Genomic DNA, 14,445 nt, shown 5'->3' on the forward strand with positions numbered 1-14,445 from the left:
TCCTGACGCCTCCGGCGTGGTCAGCCCGCGAGGATGCCCCGGCGCTCGTACACCTCGGCCGCTTCCCTGATCAGCCGGGCGCACAGCGTTGCGGAGTGGTCGCGCTCCAGTTCCTCGGCGATGCCGGCGAGTTCCTGCTTGGTGGAGGCGCCCGGCCGGAGCGCGTTGTAGATCCGCAGCACCTCCTCGTCGGGCAGCGCCGTCATCTCCGCAGCTCTGCGGAAGTTCTGGCCGAGCTGCGGCCTGCCGACGGAGTCGGCGATCCGCGCCTGCAGCCGGAGCGTCTCGGCCGCGATGCGGAGGTCCTCGGCCACGACCTCGCCGTCCAGGACGGCCCGCATGGTGATCTCGTCGAGCCGTTTGCCGGTGGGGGTCCTGATCAGCTCGGGCCGACGGGACGCCAGGGGGTAGTCGTGTTGCGGATCCAGTTCGGCGGGGGTCATCGACTCGTACCTGCCTTCACACGCGACTCTGCGGGCTCGATGCCACGGGAGGCGTCGCTGTCTCAGGCCTCGACGGCCATGAGTTCACGGAGGCGTCGACGAACGAGGAAATGGTAGGAGGCGTCGCGTTGCAACGGCGTTGCGTCCCCGGCGTCCGTCGTGGCAGGTCCCGAAGGTGCCAGGCCGTACGGACTCCCCCGTGACGAGCCGCGCCGGCACCGTTGTAGGTTGGTAAGTATGCAGTTACTTACCAACGTGAAGGCGGGGCAGTGAAGAAGACTCTGATGGTCACCGGCAGTTCCCGGGGGCTGGGAAGGGCACTGGCGGAAGCCGCGCTGGAGCGGGGTCACCAGGTGGTGGTCACCGCACGCGACCTCGCCGCCGTGCGCGATCTGGTGGAGGAGCACCCGCGCGCCGCGCGCGCCGTCCCCCTCGACGTCACCGATCCGCAGGCCGCCGGCGCCGCCGTCCGGACCGCCGTGGAGGAGTTCGGCCGCCTGGACGTCCTGGTCAACAACGCCGGCTACTCCGACATCGCCGCCATCGAGGACACCGGCCTGGAGGACTTCCGGGCGCAGGTGGAGACCAACCTGTGGGGTGCGGTCCACATGACCAAGGCCGCTCTGCCGGTCCTGCGGGAGCAGCGCGGCGGGCATGTCGTGCAGGTGTCCTCAGTGAGCGGACGGCTTGCGCCGGCCGTCGGCCTGGGCGCCTACGTGACGGCGAAGTTCGCGCTGGAGGGATTCTCCGAGGCGCTGGCGGCCGAGGTCGCGCCATTCGGGGTGAAGGTGACGATCGTGGAGCCGGGCTCCATGGCGACGACTCTGGCGTCGTCGATGAGGCTCCTGAAGCCCAGCGCGCCGTACGCGGAGGCCATGGCGCCGATGCTGAGGCGATACGGCGATCCGGACGCCGCCTACGGCGTGAGCCCGCGGCGCGCCGCGGACGTGCTGCTCGGCGTGCTCGAACTGCCGGAACCGCCGCTCCGGCTTCCTCTCTCCGCCGCCGCCTTCGACCGCATCCGCGAGAACGAGGAGCGCAAGATCGCCGAGCTGGACCGGTGGGAGGATCTCAGTCGATCCGCCGATGCGTGACCACGTGCATCACTGCACAGATCAGGCGAAGCGCGACAGGGAACGGGAGACCCACCATGATCGATGACATGCGCGAGCGGCACGCGGTGGCCCCCAGTGGCTCCTGACGCCGGCGGCCCGCGGTCCGCCCGGGACGCGGCGGCGACACGACGCCGCATCCTGGACGCCGCCACCGCGGAATTCTCCGCTCTCGGCCTCTCCGGTGCGCGTATCGCCCGCATCGCGGACGGCGCCGGAGCCAACCAGCGGATGATCTACGCGTACTTCGGCAACAAGGACGGCCTGTTCGACGCCGTCCTCGAACACAACATCCTGCTCGTCCAGAGCGCCGTCCCCTTCGACGCCGCCGACCTGCCCGGGTACGCCCAGCGCGTCTTCGACTTCTACCGCGCCAACCCCCACCTGGTCCGGCTGGAGTTGTGGCAGACCCTGGAACGCCCGGACTCCATGCGGTCCTCGCCTCTGATCAGGTCGGCCCTCGCCCACAAGGCCGCAGCCCTCGAACAGGCCCAGGCGGCCGGGCTCGTCAGCGCCGTCCTCCCGGCCGCGGAGCTTCTCGACCACATCCTCACCCTGGCCCACGGTCACCCCATGAACGCGGGCGACGCGGCCTCCTGGACGGACGGGCAGCGCGCCGCCCTGGCCGCGGGGGTCGCCGCGCTCACCGGTCAGCCGCCCGGCGGCGCACCTCCCCCGGCGACCGTTCCTCCTCGTCGTCCTCGGTGAGCAGCCAGGCCAGCCTGGCCGCGGCGACCGCCTGCCGCGGATCGTGCGGGTGCAGTTCGCCTGCGAGGCGTTCGAACACCTCGAGGTCGTCGCTTCCCGGCTCGCTCTGCCCGAACGTCCATAACGCCTCGAGGTCGTGGTGGTCGAGGACCGCCGACCGCAGCGCCGCGAGCAACTGGTAGCGCTCCGCCCGGATCGCGGGGGCCTCGGAACGGGCGAGCAGCGGCACGTGACAGGCCGCCGCCGCCGTCCGGACGTCGCCTGCCCGCAACGCGGCCCGCACGGCCAGGAAGTCGGCCTCGACGTCCGCCCGCAGCCGGTACTGCCGGGGATCCATGACGGACTCGCCGACCTGCGCCCGGAGCCGGTGGACCTCCGAACGGGCCGTCGTGGGGTTGCCCTCGTCCCCGTAGAGGTGCAGCGCGAGTTGTTCGGCGGTCAGGCCGGCGGGATGCAGGGCGAGCACGGCGAGCAACTCGGCTCGCCGCAGGGTCAGGGGCAACTCGCGGCCGTCCAGCACGGCCGCCGGCCGGTCGCCGAGGAACGACAACGAGAGCTTGGCCCGGTGGTCCGCCGCCCGCGCCGGACGGGGAACCCGGAGGAGATAGCCCTCCGGCAGCGGCTCCACCAGCGCCTCGAGTCCGCCGTCGAGCAGGACCCGATCGGCGCCGGGCGGGACGGAGATCCGGCCGGGCCACCGCATCTCCGGCTGGGCCGCGACGACCCGGCCGGTCCTGGTCAGCAGTGCGCCCGCCTCACCTCGTAACCCTGTCAGGTGCCGCATGTTCGCGGCCCGCAGGCGCTCGTCGCGTGACTCCATCAGATCGCGAAGGTGTCCCTCGGCGAGTCGCGCGGCGGCGTTGACCAGGCAGACCACAGCGGGGTGCAACGTGTGGAGCGGCCCGCTGACGTCGATCGCGCCGAACGTCGTCCCGGTGTCCGGGTCGTGGATGGGCGCGGCGGCGCAGGTCCAGGGATGGTAGGTGCGCACGAGATGCTCGGCGGAGTAGATCTGCACCGGGCCGTCGATCGCGAGCGCGGTGCCCATCGCGTTGGTCCCGATGGCGTCCTCGGTCCAGCGGACGCCCTCGCGCAACCCGATCGGATCCGCGCGCCGGCAGATGTCCGACGGTCCCTCGCGCCACAGGATCGTGCCGTCCGCATCAGTGATGAGCATGACGTGCCGGGACTCGTCCGCGATGCCCACGAGCAGTTCGCGCAGCAGCGGCACCACCGCGTGCAACGGGTGAGCCGAGCGCACGTCGGCCACCTCTTCCGATCCGTAGACGACCGGCGGGCGGTAGTGGTCGGGGTCCACGTGCGCGGCCAGCGAGCGCCGCCAGGACTCGGAGACCATCGGGCGGGGCGGGGCGGGCGGCTGCTCGCCGCTGAGAACGGCCTCGCGGACCTGCTGCAGCAGGTGGAACTGCGCTCCGGGATCCGGCGACAGACTCGCGGCCGCCGTGATCCCAGCGATTTCGAGATCCATGGTGCACTCCGCGGCGACCCTGAGGGGCGCGTCAGGGCGGCCGCCACCGACGATGGCCGGGTTCACACCCGCGTCCCGGCCCGGAGCCGTGCCGGCGAGAGCGGGCGAGCAGCGCCGTGCCCGCGCCTCCCCCGTGCAACGACGCTGCAACGCCGATTTCCTTACGTTCGGCGTATCCCCCGGTTTCAGAATAATTCAGCGTTTGGGGAGGTCAGGCGCATGGTGCGGTATGCGGCGCCGGGCGAGGCCGGCAGTGTCGTGTCGTTCCAGCCTCGTTACGATCACTTCATCGGCGGAGAGTACGTACCGCCGGCCAAGGGACGGTACTTCGAGAATCCCACTCCGGTGACCGGCAGGACGTTCACCGTGGTGGCGCGGGGCACCGCCGAGGACGTCGACAGTGCGGTGCGTGCCGCGGACGGCGCGGCCGCGGCCTGGGGCCGTACCTCGCCCGCCGCGCGCAGCGAGGTGCTGAACAAGATCGCCGACAGGATGGAACAGCACCTGGAGGCCATCGCGGTGGCCGAGTCCTGGGAGAACGGCAAGCCCGTACGGGAGACCCTCGCGGCCGACATCCCGCTGGCCATCGACCACTTCCGCTACTTCGCCGGGGCGATCCGCGCGCAGGAGGGTTCGATCTCGCAACTCGACCCCGACACCGTGGCCTACCACTTCCACGAGCCCCTGGGCGTGGTCGGACAGATCATCCCGTGGAACTTCCCCATCCTGATGGCCACCTGGAAGCTGGCCCCGGCGCTGGCGGCCGGCAACACGGTGGTGCTCAAGCCCGCGGAACAGACCCCCGCGTCGATCCACGTGGTGCTCGAACTGATCGCCGATCTGCTCCCGCCGGGAGTGGTGAACGTGGTCAACGGGTTCGGCGTGGAGGCGGGCAAGCCGCTGGCGCAGCACCGGGGAGTCCGCAAGGTGGCGTTCACCGGGGAGACCACCACGGGGCGGCTGATCATGCAGTACGCCAGCGAGAACATCATCCCGGTCACCCTCGAACTCGGGGGCAAGAGCCCGAACGTCTTCTTCCGCGATGTCGCGGACGCGCGCGACGCCTTCTACGACAAGGCGCAGGAGGGCTTCGCGATGTTCGCGCTGAACCAGGGCGAGGTGTGCACCTGCCCGTCGCGGGCGCTGATCCAGTCGTCCATCTACTCGTCGTTCCTGGCCGACGCGATCCCGCGGGTGGAGAGGATCAGGCAGGGCCACCCCCTGGACACCGAGACGATGATCGGGGCCCAGGCGTCCAACGACCAACTGGAGAAGATCCTTTCCTACATCGACATCGGCAAGGAAGAGGGCGCCCGCGTCCTCACCGGAGGCGAGCGGGCGGATCTCGGCGGCGAGTTGTCCGGGGGGTACTACGTCCGGCCGACGGTGTTCGAGGGCGACAACAAGATGCGGATCTTCCAGGAGGAGATCTTCGGGCCCGTCCTGTCGGTGACGAAGTTCGACGAGTACGACGACGCGATCAAGATCGCCAACGACTCCCTGTACGGGCTGGGGGCCGGGGTGTGGTCGCGGGACGGGAACACCGCCTACCGCGCCGGCCGGGAGATCCAGGCGGGACGCGTGTGGACCAACTGCTACCACGTGTATCCGGCGCACGCCGCCTTCGGGGGGTACAAGCAGTCGGGCATCGGCCGCGAGAACCACAAGATGATGCTCGACCACTACCAGCAGACCAAGAACCTCCTGGTGTCGTACGCGCAGAACGCGCAAGGGTTCTTCTGATCATGCCGGGCCCTGACGGCGGATCACCCTCTTCGGAGGGACGCGTGGACCTCACCGAGACCGCGGCGGGCCTGTTGCGCCGGCTCACCGAGGAGCACGGCCCGCTGATGTTCCACCAGTCCGGCGGATGTTGCGACGGCAGCGCGCCGATGTGCTACCCGGCGGGAGAGTTCCGCACCGGCGCCGCCGACGTCCACCTCGGCGACCTCACGGTCGACGGCGTCGCCGCGCCGATCCCGGTGTGGATGTCGGCGTCGCAGTTCGAGTACTGGCGGCACACCCACATCACCATCGACGTGGTGCCGGGCAGGGGCGCCGGATTCTCCCTGGAGGCACCCGAGGGGATGCGCTTCCTGACCCGTTCCCGGCTGCTGACCCTCGAGGAACTCGGCGTACTCGGCGACGTCTGACGACCGGGGCGTGAAGTGCTGAGGGTGGGGTGGCCGACGCGGCCACCCCACCCGATCCCGGTGACGGTGCGGATATCCGGTCTCACAGCGTCCTCGGGAGCCTGTGGAGGGCTAGCCTCCGATCTGGGCGCAGACCGCCTTCACCTCGGTGTAGGCCTCCAGCGCCTCGTGGCCCATCTCTCGTCCCCATCCGGACTGCTTGTAACCGCCGAACGGCAGGGCCGCGTCGAAGACGTTGTAGCAGTTGATCCAGACGGTGCCGGCCCGGATCTTCGCGGCCAGCGTGTGCGCCTTGGAGATGTCTCGGGTCCAGATTCCCGCGCCCAGTCCGAAGCTGGTGGCGTTGGCCTGGGCGGCGATCTCGTCCAGGTCGGAGAACGGAGCGGCGACCACGACCGGCCCGAAGATCTCCTCGCGGACGACCTTCATGTCGGGGCGGGTGCCCGTCAGGACGGTGGGCTCCACGAAGTAGCCGCGGTCGCCGTGACGCCTGCCGCCGGCCCGCGTCTCCGCGCCCTCGGTGCGGCCGGACTCCAGGTAGCCCGTCACCCGGCGCAGTTGCTCGTCGGAGACCAGGGGACCCATCTGCGTGTCGGCCTCCAGCCCGGAGCCGAGCTTGATGCCGCGGGCGATCTCGGAGACGCCCTCGACCACCTCGTCGAACCTGCTCTCGTGCACGAACAGCCGTGATCCCGCCACGCAGCACTGGCCGTGGTTGAAGAAGATCGCGTTCGCCGCGCCCGCGATGGCGATCTCGGGGTCGGCGTCGTCGAACACGACATTGGGGCTCTTGCCGCCGAGTTCCAGAGTGACCTTCTTCAGGTTCCCGGCCGCGGCGTGCACGATCAGCCTGCCGACCTCCGTGGAGCCCGTGAAGGCGACCTTGTCGACGTCGTCGTGGGCCGCGAGCGCCGCACCGGCCGTCTCGCCGTACCCGGGGAGGACGTTGACCACGCCGTCCGGCACCCCGGCTTCGGCGATCAGTTCGGCGAGCCGCAGCGCCGACAGCGGGGTCTGCTCGGCGGGCTTGAGGATCACCACGTTCCCGGTCGCCAGGGCGGGCCCCAGTTTCCAGGCGGCCATCAGCAGCGGGAAGTTCCAGGGGATGATCTGGGCCACCACGCCGACCGGCTCGCGCAGCGTGTAGGCGTGGAAACCCGCACCCGGCATGTACGGCACGGACAGGGCGATCGTGTTCCCCTCGATCTTCGTGGCCCAGCCCGCCATGTAATGGAACAGGTCGGCGGCCAGCGGGACGTCCGCCGCGCGCGCCACGGCCAGGGGCTTGCCGTTGTCCAGCGACTCCAGCTGGGCGAGTTCCTCCGCGTGCTCGAGGATCAGGTCCCCGATCTTCCAGATGATCCGGCCTCGTTGTGAGGCGCTCATCCGCGACCACGGTCCGGAGAAGGCCCGCCGGGCGGCGCGCACGGCCCGGTCGACGTCCTCGGTGTCGGCCTCGGCGACGTGTGCGAGGGTCTCACCGGTGGCCGGATTGGGGGTGGCGAACGTCTTGCCCGAGGCCGCGTCCACCCATCGCCCGTCGATGAAGAGCTGCCGCGGAGTGGCTACGAAGTCCTCGACGCTCTTTTCCAGGGTCACCGTCATCAGTGTCGGCTCCCATCTGTTCAGAGGGCGCTCTCCCGGCCGCACCACGTGCCGGCGGTCAGCCGGCCTGGGGGGCCGGGCGAGCCAGTAGTCACAATGAGACTACTTGCGATGTGAGAAGACAAGGGGGCCCCGGCCTCTAGTCTTGGATCCGTGGAGCCGCCCCCGTTGTCGTTCACCGAATGGCTGGTGCTGGCCCTGGTCGCCGAAGGTCCCACACACGGATTCGCGGTCGCCCGGATCACCGGGGCCTCGGGCCCCGTCGGCGCGATCTGGCAGGTCCCCAAGCCGCTGGTCTACCGCGCGTGCGGCCGGTTGTCCGATCTCGCCCTGATCCAGCGGGCGGGCACCGCCCCCGGCGACGGCGGGCCGGAACGCAACCTCGTCGCCGCGACCCCCGCGGGCCTGGCCGCCGTTCAGGCCTGGCTGGTGCGGCCGGTGGGTCACATCCGCGACATCCGCTCAGAACTCCTGGTCAAGCTCGCCCTCCTCGACCGAGCCGGAGTCAGCCCGGGGCCGCTGCTGGACGCCCAGCGTGACCACCTGATCCCGATCATCGCCGGCCTGGAGCGCCGCCTGGATCAGGCCACCGGGTTCGACCACACGCTGGCCTCGTGGCGGTACGAGACCGCCCAGGCGACCATGAGGTTCCTCCAGGCCGTCATGCGCTGACCACCCGTCGCGGGATCATGCCGCGCCGGTCAGCTCCCGCGCCCGCACCCGGGCCCACGTCTCCGCGGCCAGCACGGCTTCGAGCGTCATCTCGCCGACGGCCTGGTCGTGCTCGCCCATCACGCGTTCGACCGTGTCGGTGATCTCGAGGAACGACAGGCGCCCGTCGAGGAAGGCCGCGACGCACTCCTCGTTGGCGGCGTTGAACACCGCGGGCGTCGTTCCCCCCGCTTCCCCGGCCGCGCAGGCCAGGCGGAGGCCGGGGAAGGCGTCGTGGTCGACGGGAAGGAAATCCCAGGAGGACGCCCTGGTCCAGTCACAGGCGGGCGCGGCGTCCGGCACACGGTCGGGCCACGACATTCCCAGGGCGAGCGCCATGCGGATGTCCGGTGGAGCGACCTGGGCCAGGGTCGAGCCGTCGTGGAACTCGACCATGGAGTGGACCATCACCTGCGGATGGACGACGACCTCGATCCGGTCGAAGGGGATGTCGAACAGGAGATGGGCCTCGATGACCTCCAGCCCCTTGTTGACCAGGTTCGCGCAGTTGACCGTGATGACCGGCCCCATGTTCCAGACCGGGTGCGCGAGCGCCTGTTCGGCGGTGACGTCCGCCATCTCGGCGCGGGTGCGTCCGCGGAAGGGTCCGCCGCTGGCGGTGACGATCAGGCGGCGTACCTCTTCCGTCTTCCCGCCCTGGAGGCACTGGAAGAGCGCGGAGTGCTCGGAGTCGACCGGGATGATCTGGCCGGGCGCCGCCAGTTTCTTGACCAGCGCCCCTCCGACGATGAGCGATTCCTTGTTCGCGAGGATCAGCCTGCTCCCGGCCTCCAGCGCCGCCAGGGTGGGCGCGAGACCGACCGAGCCGGTGATGCCGTTGAGCACCGCGTCACAGGGCAACGAGGCGAGCCGCGCCGAGGCGTCGGGACCGCAGACGATCTCCGGCAGAGACGACCCGGCGGAGCCGAGGCCGCGCCGCCGGGCTTCCGCCCGCAGCGCGTCCTGGAATCTCCGCGCGCCGTCGGCCGCGGCGATGCCCACGTAGCCGACCTCCAGGTCGAGCGCCTGCCGGGCGAGGAGGTCGAGATCCCCGCCGCCGGCGGAGAGGGCCCTGACGCGGAAGCGGCCGGCGTTGCGCTGGATGACGTCGATCGCCTGGGTGCCGATCGACCCGGTCGACCCGAGAAGAACGAGGCTGCGGGGCTCGTGGTGCGGGGAAGGCATGATCGGATGCTATCGACGCCCTCCGGCCGCCCTCTCAGCGGTCGGAATCCGATCCTGGGGATGGGGGTCACAGACGCGCATGTATAGGTAACGATGTAATCATGGAGTCGCTTTATGATCACGCAGGCGGTCACGACGGCCTTCACCGGTTCATCGACATCTTCTACGCCAGTGTCCTGTCCGATCCGCTGCTGCAGCCGTTGTTCGGCGCGGGACGGCCTGAGCACGTGGCACACCTGACGGCCTTCACCGCCGAGACCTTCGGCGGTCCCGAAACGTTCTCCCAGGAAATGGGTGGTTTTCTCGGGCTCATCGAAGTCCACCGCGGTCTGAGGATCAGCGAGCCGCAACGGCAGCGGTTCGTCGAGTTGTACATGGCGGCCGCGGATCGGGCAGGGCTTCCCGCCGACCCGCCGTTCCGTGAGGCGCTCCGGTCCCACGTCGAGTTCGGCTCGCAGGTGGCCGTGCAGAACTCCCATGCGGAGACCGATGACCAGTTGCACCCGCTCCGCGAGGTCCCGCACTGGGACTGGCCCACACCGTCCGCATGATCCCCGCCCCGCGGGTCACCGCTGTTCGCATGCGTAGAAGGCGGTGACACGGGCGGCGGGGTCAGACCGCCCCGGCAGGCCGGGCGCGCACACCGTCGAGGGCGATTCCGAGCACCCGCTCGCGCTGCTCGTCGTCGACGAAGGACGCTCCGGTGATTCCGCCGACCAGGCGGAGCACGTCGTCGAAGCTGATGTCCGCGCGGGCGTCCCCGGCCTCCTGCGCCCGTGCGAACAGCGGCTCCCCTGCTCCGTACATGATGTCTCTGCACGAGCGGAACATCGCGGATTCGCGGTTGAGCGCTTCGGAGATCGCGGCCTTTGTAGCGACATATCCGACGAAGCGTCGCAACCAGGTGACGAGGGCCTCCCACGGCGGCAGGCCGGCCACCTTCTCGGCCTCACGGCGGAGCCCCTCCACATCGTCGACGTACACCGCGTCGAACAGGTCCTGGCGCGTCGGGAAGTTGCGGTAGAGGGTGCCGATGCCGACGCCCGCCCGGCGCGCGATGTCCTCCAGCGACGCCCCGGTGCCGTGCTGGGCGAAGGCCTCACGCGCCGCGACGAGCAGGGCGTCGAAGTTCCTCCGGGCGTCGGCACGGTGCGGGCGCCGCACCACGTCGGCGGAGCCGGTGCCTGTGATTGTTCTCTCTGTCACAGATGACTCCCAGGTAAGGCGGCCGTTTGTCAGCGGAGGCTTGCCTCCGTTATTGTGGAGGCATACCTCCGCTATTGCGGAGGTTCTCCTCCACTTTACAGCCTGGGTCGTCGTCCGCGGATGCCGTGAGAGGCACCGGCGGCCGGCCTCCTCGCCGGCATGCCCCCCCGCGGCCCAGGCGTCATTCATAGTCGAAGGACTCTTCATGGCAGGCGCCACCTCAACGGCGCGGCGCACCTTCCTGGTGCTGTCCGCCGCCGCCGCCGCATTCTCGATCATGCAGTCGCTGGTCACCCCGGTGCTGCCGACCATCCAGCACGATCTGCACACCAGCCAGGGCACGGTGACCTGGGTGCTGACGGCGTGGTTGTTGTCCGCGTCGGTCGCGACCCCTCTGCTGGGCCGCATCGGCGACATGATCGGCAAGGAGCGCACCCTTCTCGTCGCCCTCGGCGCGATCGCCGTCGGGTGCCTGATCGCCGCGCTCGCCCCGAACCTCGGGGTGCTGATCGTCGGCCGGGTGGTCCAGGGGCTCGGCGGAGCGGTGTTCCCGGTGTCGTTCGGGATCATCCGCGACGAGTTCCCCCCTGAGCGGGTGCCTTCCGCGGTCGGCGGCCTTTCCGCCGTCATCGCCGCCGGAGGCGGCCTGGGCATCGTGCTGGCCGGTCCGATCGTCGGAGCGCTGGACTGGCGGTGGCTTTTCTGGATTCCGATGATCGTCGTGACGGTGACCGCGATCCTCGCCTACAGGTATGTGCCGGAGTCTCCGGTGCGGACTCCGGGGCGCGTCGACTGGCTGGCCGCGGTGCTCCTGTCGGGGTGGCTGGTGGCGCTGCTGGTCCCGCTCAGCGAGGCCTCGTCGTGGGGCTGGGGGTCGGCCCGGACGATCGCGTCGTTCGCCGCCGCGGTGGTCCTGTTCGCCCTGTGGATCACGGTCGAGACGAGGTCCCGCAACCCGCTGATCGACATGCGGATGATGCGGCTGCCCGCCGTGTGGACGACCAACCTCGTGGCGCTGCTGTTCGGCGCGGGCATGTTCTCCGTGTACGCGTTCCTGCCGCAGTTCATGCAGATACCCCGGGCGGCGGGCTACGGGTTCGGCTCCACGGTCACCGGCGCCGGTCTCCTGATGTTGCCCATGCTCGTGACGATGGCCGTCGGCGGAACGGTCAGCGGCCCGATCTCCCGTCGCGTCGGAGCCAAGGCCCAACTCGTGTGGGGGTCGGCGGGCAGCATGCTCTCGTGCGCCGCGTTCGCCGTCTATCACGATCAGCCGTGGCAGATCGCCGTCGCCGGCGGCGTCTTCGGTCTCGGCCTCGGCCTCGCCTACGCCTCGATGACCAACCTGATCGTGCAGAGCGTGCCGGCGAACCAGACCGGCGCCGCCAGTGGTATGAACGCCAACATCCGCACCATCGGCGGGTCGATCGGCACCGCGGTGGTGAGCTCCGTCATCACGGGTCATCTGGAGCCCGGTGGCCTGCCGTACGAGTCGGGCTTCACGCACAGCTTCTCGGTGCTCGCCCTGACCTCGGCGGCCGCCGTCGTCGTGGCGCTGTTCATTCCCACCGTGCGCGGGCGCCGGGCGTCCGCGGCCGCCGTGCGCGAGACCCCGGCCGCCGCACCGGCGTCTGTCGGCGGCGGGAAGGACTGACGGCGCGGGCCGGCACACGGCCCGCCGCCCCCGGTCCGGCCCCCGCCCGGGGCGGCCGTCCTCCGTCTCCCCTCGGGCGACGTCCTCCGTCTCACCCGGCTGGGGCCGGAGGACGTGTCCGCCTGGCGGATTCGAGCAGCAGGCCGGCCGCCGCCCTGGCCTGTGCCGCCGTTCCGGGATCACGGAGGATTCCGGCGGTCACCATGGCGCCCTCGGCGAGCAGGAGCAGATGGCCCGCCAGGTCGCGGGGAAGGTGAGCCCCGTCGGTGAGCGTCTCCAGGTATCGGCCGAACGCCTGCTTGTGCCGCCGGGCCTGCGCGGCGACGGTCGCCGACGTGGCCCCCAGCTCGCCGTAGGAGTTGATCCACGCACACCCGCGGAAGCCGGGCTCGCCGAACCACAGTTCGAGCCAGTCGAAGACGGCGATGATCCGGCCCTCCGGGTCGTCACACGACTCCACGTGCTCGGCGAGGCGCCGCCGCCAGCTGAGGTCGCGGCGCTCGAGGTAGGCCTCGACGAGCCGGTCCTTCGTGGCGAACAGCTGGTAGAGGCGCTTGAGCGACACACCCGACAGGCTGCGGATCTCGTCCATGCCCACGGCCTGGATGCCCCTGCCGTAGAACAACTCCTCCGCCGCGTCGAGCACGTGGTCGCGCGCCGCCTCCCGATCCACTCCATCACCTCGCCCCTGCCTTGACTGAGAGAACCAGCGTTCTCTAGGTTAGTGGAGAACGCTCGTTCTCCACGACGGGCATCGTTCCCCCGCACACATCAGAGAGGTGAGGGCATGGCCCAGCGCCCACCATTGCCACCGTTCGACCACAAGACCGCGCTGCAGAAGGTCCAGGCCGCCGAGGACGCGTGGAACACCCGCGACCCGCAGAGGGTCGCGCTCGCCTACACGCCGGACTCGGTCTGGCGCAACCGCGACGCCTTCGTGACCGGGCGCGAGGCCATCGTCGAGTTCCTCACCCGGAAGTGGGAGCGCGAACTCGACTACGCGCTGCGCAAGGAACTGTGGGCCTTCGACGGCAACCGCATCGCCGTGCGCTTCCAGTACGAGTGCCACGACGCCGACGGCCGGTTCTGGCGGAGCTACGGCAACGAACTCTGGGAGTTCGACGCCGACGGCCTCATGGCCCGCCGGGAGGCCAGCATCAACGACGTCCGCATCCAGGAGCAGGACAGGCGCATCTTCGGACCGCGCCCTGACGACGAGCGCGGAGTCCCCTTCCCGATCCGGTGACGGGACCCCGGCGGTCGCGTCACATCATCGTGCGGCGGCGAGGCCGGCCAGTCTGGCCAGAGCGTGCTCGGACGGACTGCCGGACTCGGCCTGGAGGACCGCCAGAAGCTGGCCGGGGGTCCGGCAGACCGCGAAGACCTCGAAGGTGAAGGCCATGTCACCGACATCGTCGCGGTGCAGACGGATGGACCCGTGGGTTCTGCCCCGCACTTCATGCCGGGCCCACAGCCGGCGGAAGTCGTCGCTTTCGAGCGAGAGCTCCTCGACCAGCTCGTACAAGGACGGATCGTCGTGGTTCGCCCCCACGGCGGCCCGGAGGTGTGCCACCTTGAACGAGGCCTCCTGCTCCCAGTCCAGATAGAACTCACGGGACGCGGGGTTGAGGAAGGTCATCCGCATCAGGTTGCCGTTGTGCTCCAGACCCTCATGAAGGGCGGCGTTCAGCGGGTTCTGCGCCAGCACATCCCAACGGCGGTTCACCACGAACGCCGCCACGTCGTGCTGGCGCTCGATGAAGCGCAGCACCTCCGGGCCGACAGGCTCGCCCCGGCTGCCGATCACCTTCCTCAGCTGACTCGCCCTTCGGTGTGCCAGCTCGTAGAGGTGCCGGGTGGCCTCGAGGTCGAGCTGGAGCACCCGTGCGAGGGAGCCGAGGACCTGATCCGAGGGATCACGCTCCCTCCCCTGCTCGAGCCTCACGTAGTAGTCGGTGCTGACACCGGCCAGCCGGGCGACCTCGTCATGGCGAAGCCCGGTCGTCCGCCGCCGGCGGGCGACCGAGTCCATTCCCGCCTGATCGACCGTCGTGACCTGACGCCTGGCGCGCAAGAACTCGCCGAGAGGGCCTCCACCTGCCATGTTCACAATTAATACAAAGGCTCCGCCTCCGAGCGAGGTCGTGCTGTACCCAGCAGTGCGACACCCACCCATGGG

Annotated in this window: 15 protein-coding genes; 8 read left to right on the plus strand and 7 right to left on the minus strand. The window is 70.3% G+C overall.

The genetic code is table 11. The features are described from left to right. Positions 1-20: 20 nt before the first annotated feature. A complete protein-coding gene (locus Pmi06nite_RS16890; protein WP_203953966.1) occupies positions 21-443 on the minus strand; it encodes a diol dehydratase small subunit in 423 nt (140 codons plus the stop codon). Positions 444-712: 269 nt separating this feature from the next. On the opposite strand from Pmi06nite_RS16890, the gene Pmi06nite_RS16895 reads away from it, so the two are divergent. After that, entirely contained in the window at positions 713-1,537 is an 825-nt protein-coding gene (locus Pmi06nite_RS16895) for an SDR family NAD(P)-dependent oxidoreductase (protein WP_203953967.1), read from the plus strand. Positions 1,538-1,633: 96 nt separating this feature from the next. Then, the gene (locus Pmi06nite_RS16900) at positions 1,634-2,263 is read left to right on the plus strand and encodes a TetR/AcrR family transcriptional regulator (RefSeq protein WP_203953968.1); all 630 of its coding nucleotides are present in this window, start codon (positions 1,634-1,636) and stop codon (positions 2,261-2,263) included. Here the strand turns inward: Pmi06nite_RS16900 and Pmi06nite_RS16905 are convergent. Then, entirely contained in the window at positions 2,199-3,902 is a 1,704-nt protein-coding gene (locus tag Pmi06nite_RS16905) for a GAF domain-containing protein (protein ID WP_203953969.1), read from the minus strand. The two genes, Pmi06nite_RS16900 and Pmi06nite_RS16905, sit on opposite strands and share 65 nt — an antisense overlap. Before the next feature lie 69 nt (positions 3,903-3,971). On the opposite strand from Pmi06nite_RS16905, the gene exaC reads away from it, so the two are divergent. Together exaC and Pmi06nite_RS16915 are read left to right on the plus strand one after the other, a co-directional pair. Continuing rightward, positions 3,972-5,495: an acetaldehyde dehydrogenase ExaC gene (exaC, locus tag Pmi06nite_RS16910; RefSeq protein WP_203953970.1), complete on the plus strand. Its 1,524-nt coding sequence runs from the start codon at positions 3,972-3,974 to the stop codon at positions 5,493-5,495. A gap of 2 nt (positions 5,496-5,497) precedes the next feature. Then, positions 5,498-5,905 (plus strand): DUF779 domain-containing protein, encoded by a 408-nt coding sequence (locus Pmi06nite_RS16915; RefSeq protein WP_203953971.1) that lies wholly within the window; start codon positions 5,498-5,500, stop codon positions 5,903-5,905. A 111-nt stretch (positions 5,906-6,016) separates the two neighbouring features. Here Pmi06nite_RS16915 and Pmi06nite_RS16920 read toward each other — a convergent pair whose 3' ends face one another. Further along, complete coding sequence (locus tag Pmi06nite_RS16920; RefSeq protein WP_203953972.1) at positions 6,017-7,510, minus strand: aldehyde dehydrogenase family protein; 1,494 nt, start codon at positions 7,508-7,510, stop codon at positions 6,017-6,019. 153 nt (positions 7,511-7,663) lie between these two features. On the opposite strand from Pmi06nite_RS16920, the gene Pmi06nite_RS16925 reads away from it, so the two are divergent. Then, complete coding sequence (locus tag Pmi06nite_RS16925; RefSeq protein WP_203953973.1) at positions 7,664-8,182, plus strand: PadR family transcriptional regulator; 519 nt, start codon at positions 7,664-7,666, stop codon at positions 8,180-8,182. 15 nt (positions 8,183-8,197) lie between these two features. Here the strand turns inward: Pmi06nite_RS16925 and dxr are convergent, their stop codons facing one another. Then, positions 8,198-9,406 carry a 1-deoxy-D-xylulose-5-phosphate reductoisomerase gene (gene dxr / locus Pmi06nite_RS16930; RefSeq protein ID WP_203953974.1) on the minus strand — a complete coding sequence of 403 codons (1,209 nt, stop codon included), beginning with the start codon at positions 9,404-9,406 and terminating at the stop codon, positions 8,198-8,200. Positions 9,407-9,507: 101 nt separating this feature from the next. Here dxr and Pmi06nite_RS16935 point away from each other — a divergent pair, with 101 nt between their 5' ends. Further along, positions 9,508-9,957, plus strand: coding sequence for a group II truncated hemoglobin (locus Pmi06nite_RS16935; RefSeq protein ID WP_203953975.1), 450 nt, complete (start codon positions 9,508-9,510; stop codon positions 9,955-9,957). A 61-nt stretch (positions 9,958-10,018) separates the two neighbouring features. On the opposite strand, the gene Pmi06nite_RS16940 is transcribed toward Pmi06nite_RS16935, so the two are convergent. Beyond that, positions 10,019-10,612: a TetR/AcrR family transcriptional regulator gene (locus tag Pmi06nite_RS16940; protein WP_203953976.1), complete on the minus strand. Its 594-nt coding sequence runs from the start codon at positions 10,610-10,612 to the stop codon at positions 10,019-10,021. A 205-nt stretch (positions 10,613-10,817) separates the two neighbouring features. Here Pmi06nite_RS16940 and Pmi06nite_RS16945 point away from each other — a divergent pair, with 205 nt between their 5' ends. After that, positions 10,818-12,266, plus strand: a complete 1,449-nt coding sequence (locus Pmi06nite_RS16945) for an MFS transporter (RefSeq protein ID WP_203953977.1) — start codon at positions 10,818-10,820, stop codon at positions 12,264-12,266. Between the two features lie 91 nt (positions 12,267-12,357). On the opposite strand, the gene Pmi06nite_RS16950 is transcribed toward Pmi06nite_RS16945, so the two are convergent. Continuing rightward, positions 12,358-12,939: a TetR/AcrR family transcriptional regulator gene (locus Pmi06nite_RS16950; protein ID WP_203953978.1), complete on the minus strand. Its 582-nt coding sequence runs from the start codon at positions 12,937-12,939 to the stop codon at positions 12,358-12,360. Positions 12,940-13,053: 114 nt separating this feature from the next. Here Pmi06nite_RS16950 and Pmi06nite_RS16955 point away from each other — a divergent pair, with 114 nt between their 5' ends. Next, positions 13,054-13,512, plus strand: coding sequence for a nuclear transport factor 2 family protein (locus Pmi06nite_RS16955; protein WP_203953979.1), 459 nt, complete (start codon positions 13,054-13,056; stop codon positions 13,510-13,512). Between the two features lie 24 nt (positions 13,513-13,536). Here the strand turns inward: Pmi06nite_RS16955 and Pmi06nite_RS16960 are convergent, their stop codons facing one another. Next, positions 13,537-14,370, minus strand: a complete 834-nt coding sequence (locus Pmi06nite_RS16960; RefSeq protein WP_203953980.1) for a helix-turn-helix transcriptional regulator — start codon at positions 14,368-14,370, stop codon at positions 13,537-13,539. Between the last annotated feature and the right edge of the window lie 75 nt (positions 14,371-14,445).

The sequence above is a fragment of the Planotetraspora mira genome, from assembly GCF_016863275.1.
GTDB classification, from domain to species: domain Bacteria; phylum Actinomycetota; class Actinomycetes; order Streptosporangiales; family Streptosporangiaceae; genus Planotetraspora; species Planotetraspora mira.

What these genes read in the sequence shown, in the direction of transcription:
- Pmi06nite_RS16915 (WP_203953971.1), top strand. Translation starts at nt 5,498, where the DNA reads ATGCCGGGCCCTGACGGCGGATCACCCTCTTCGGAGGGACGCGTGGAC.
- Pmi06nite_RS16955 (WP_203953979.1), top strand. Translation starts at nt 13,054, where the DNA reads ATGGCCCAGCGCCCACCATTGCCACCGTTCGACCACAAGACCGCGCTG.
- exaC (WP_203953970.1), top strand. Translation starts at nt 3,972, where the DNA reads ATGGTGCGGTATGCGGCGCCGGGCGAGGCCGGCAGTGTCGTGTCGTTC.
- Pmi06nite_RS16960 (WP_203953980.1), bottom strand. Translation starts at nt 14,370, where the DNA reads ATGGCAGGTGGAGGCCCTCTCGGCGAGTTCTTGCGCGCCAGGCGTCAG.
- dxr (WP_203953974.1), bottom strand. Translation starts at nt 9,406, where the DNA reads ATGCCTTCCCCGCACCACGAGCCCCGCAGCCTCGTTCTTCTCGGGTCG.
- Pmi06nite_RS16920 (WP_203953972.1), bottom strand. Translation starts at nt 7,510, where the DNA reads ATGACGGTGACCCTGGAAAAGAGCGTCGAGGACTTCGTAGCCACTCCG.
- Pmi06nite_RS16935 (WP_203953975.1), top strand. Translation starts at nt 9,508, where the DNA reads ATGGAGTCGCTTTATGATCACGCAGGCGGTCACGACGGCCTTCACCGG.
- Pmi06nite_RS16890 (WP_203953966.1), bottom strand. Translation starts at nt 443, where the DNA reads ATGACCCCCGCCGAACTGGATCCGCAACACGACTACCCCCTGGCGTCC.
- Pmi06nite_RS16945 (WP_203953977.1), top strand. Translation starts at nt 10,818, where the DNA reads ATGGCAGGCGCCACCTCAACGGCGCGGCGCACCTTCCTGGTGCTGTCC.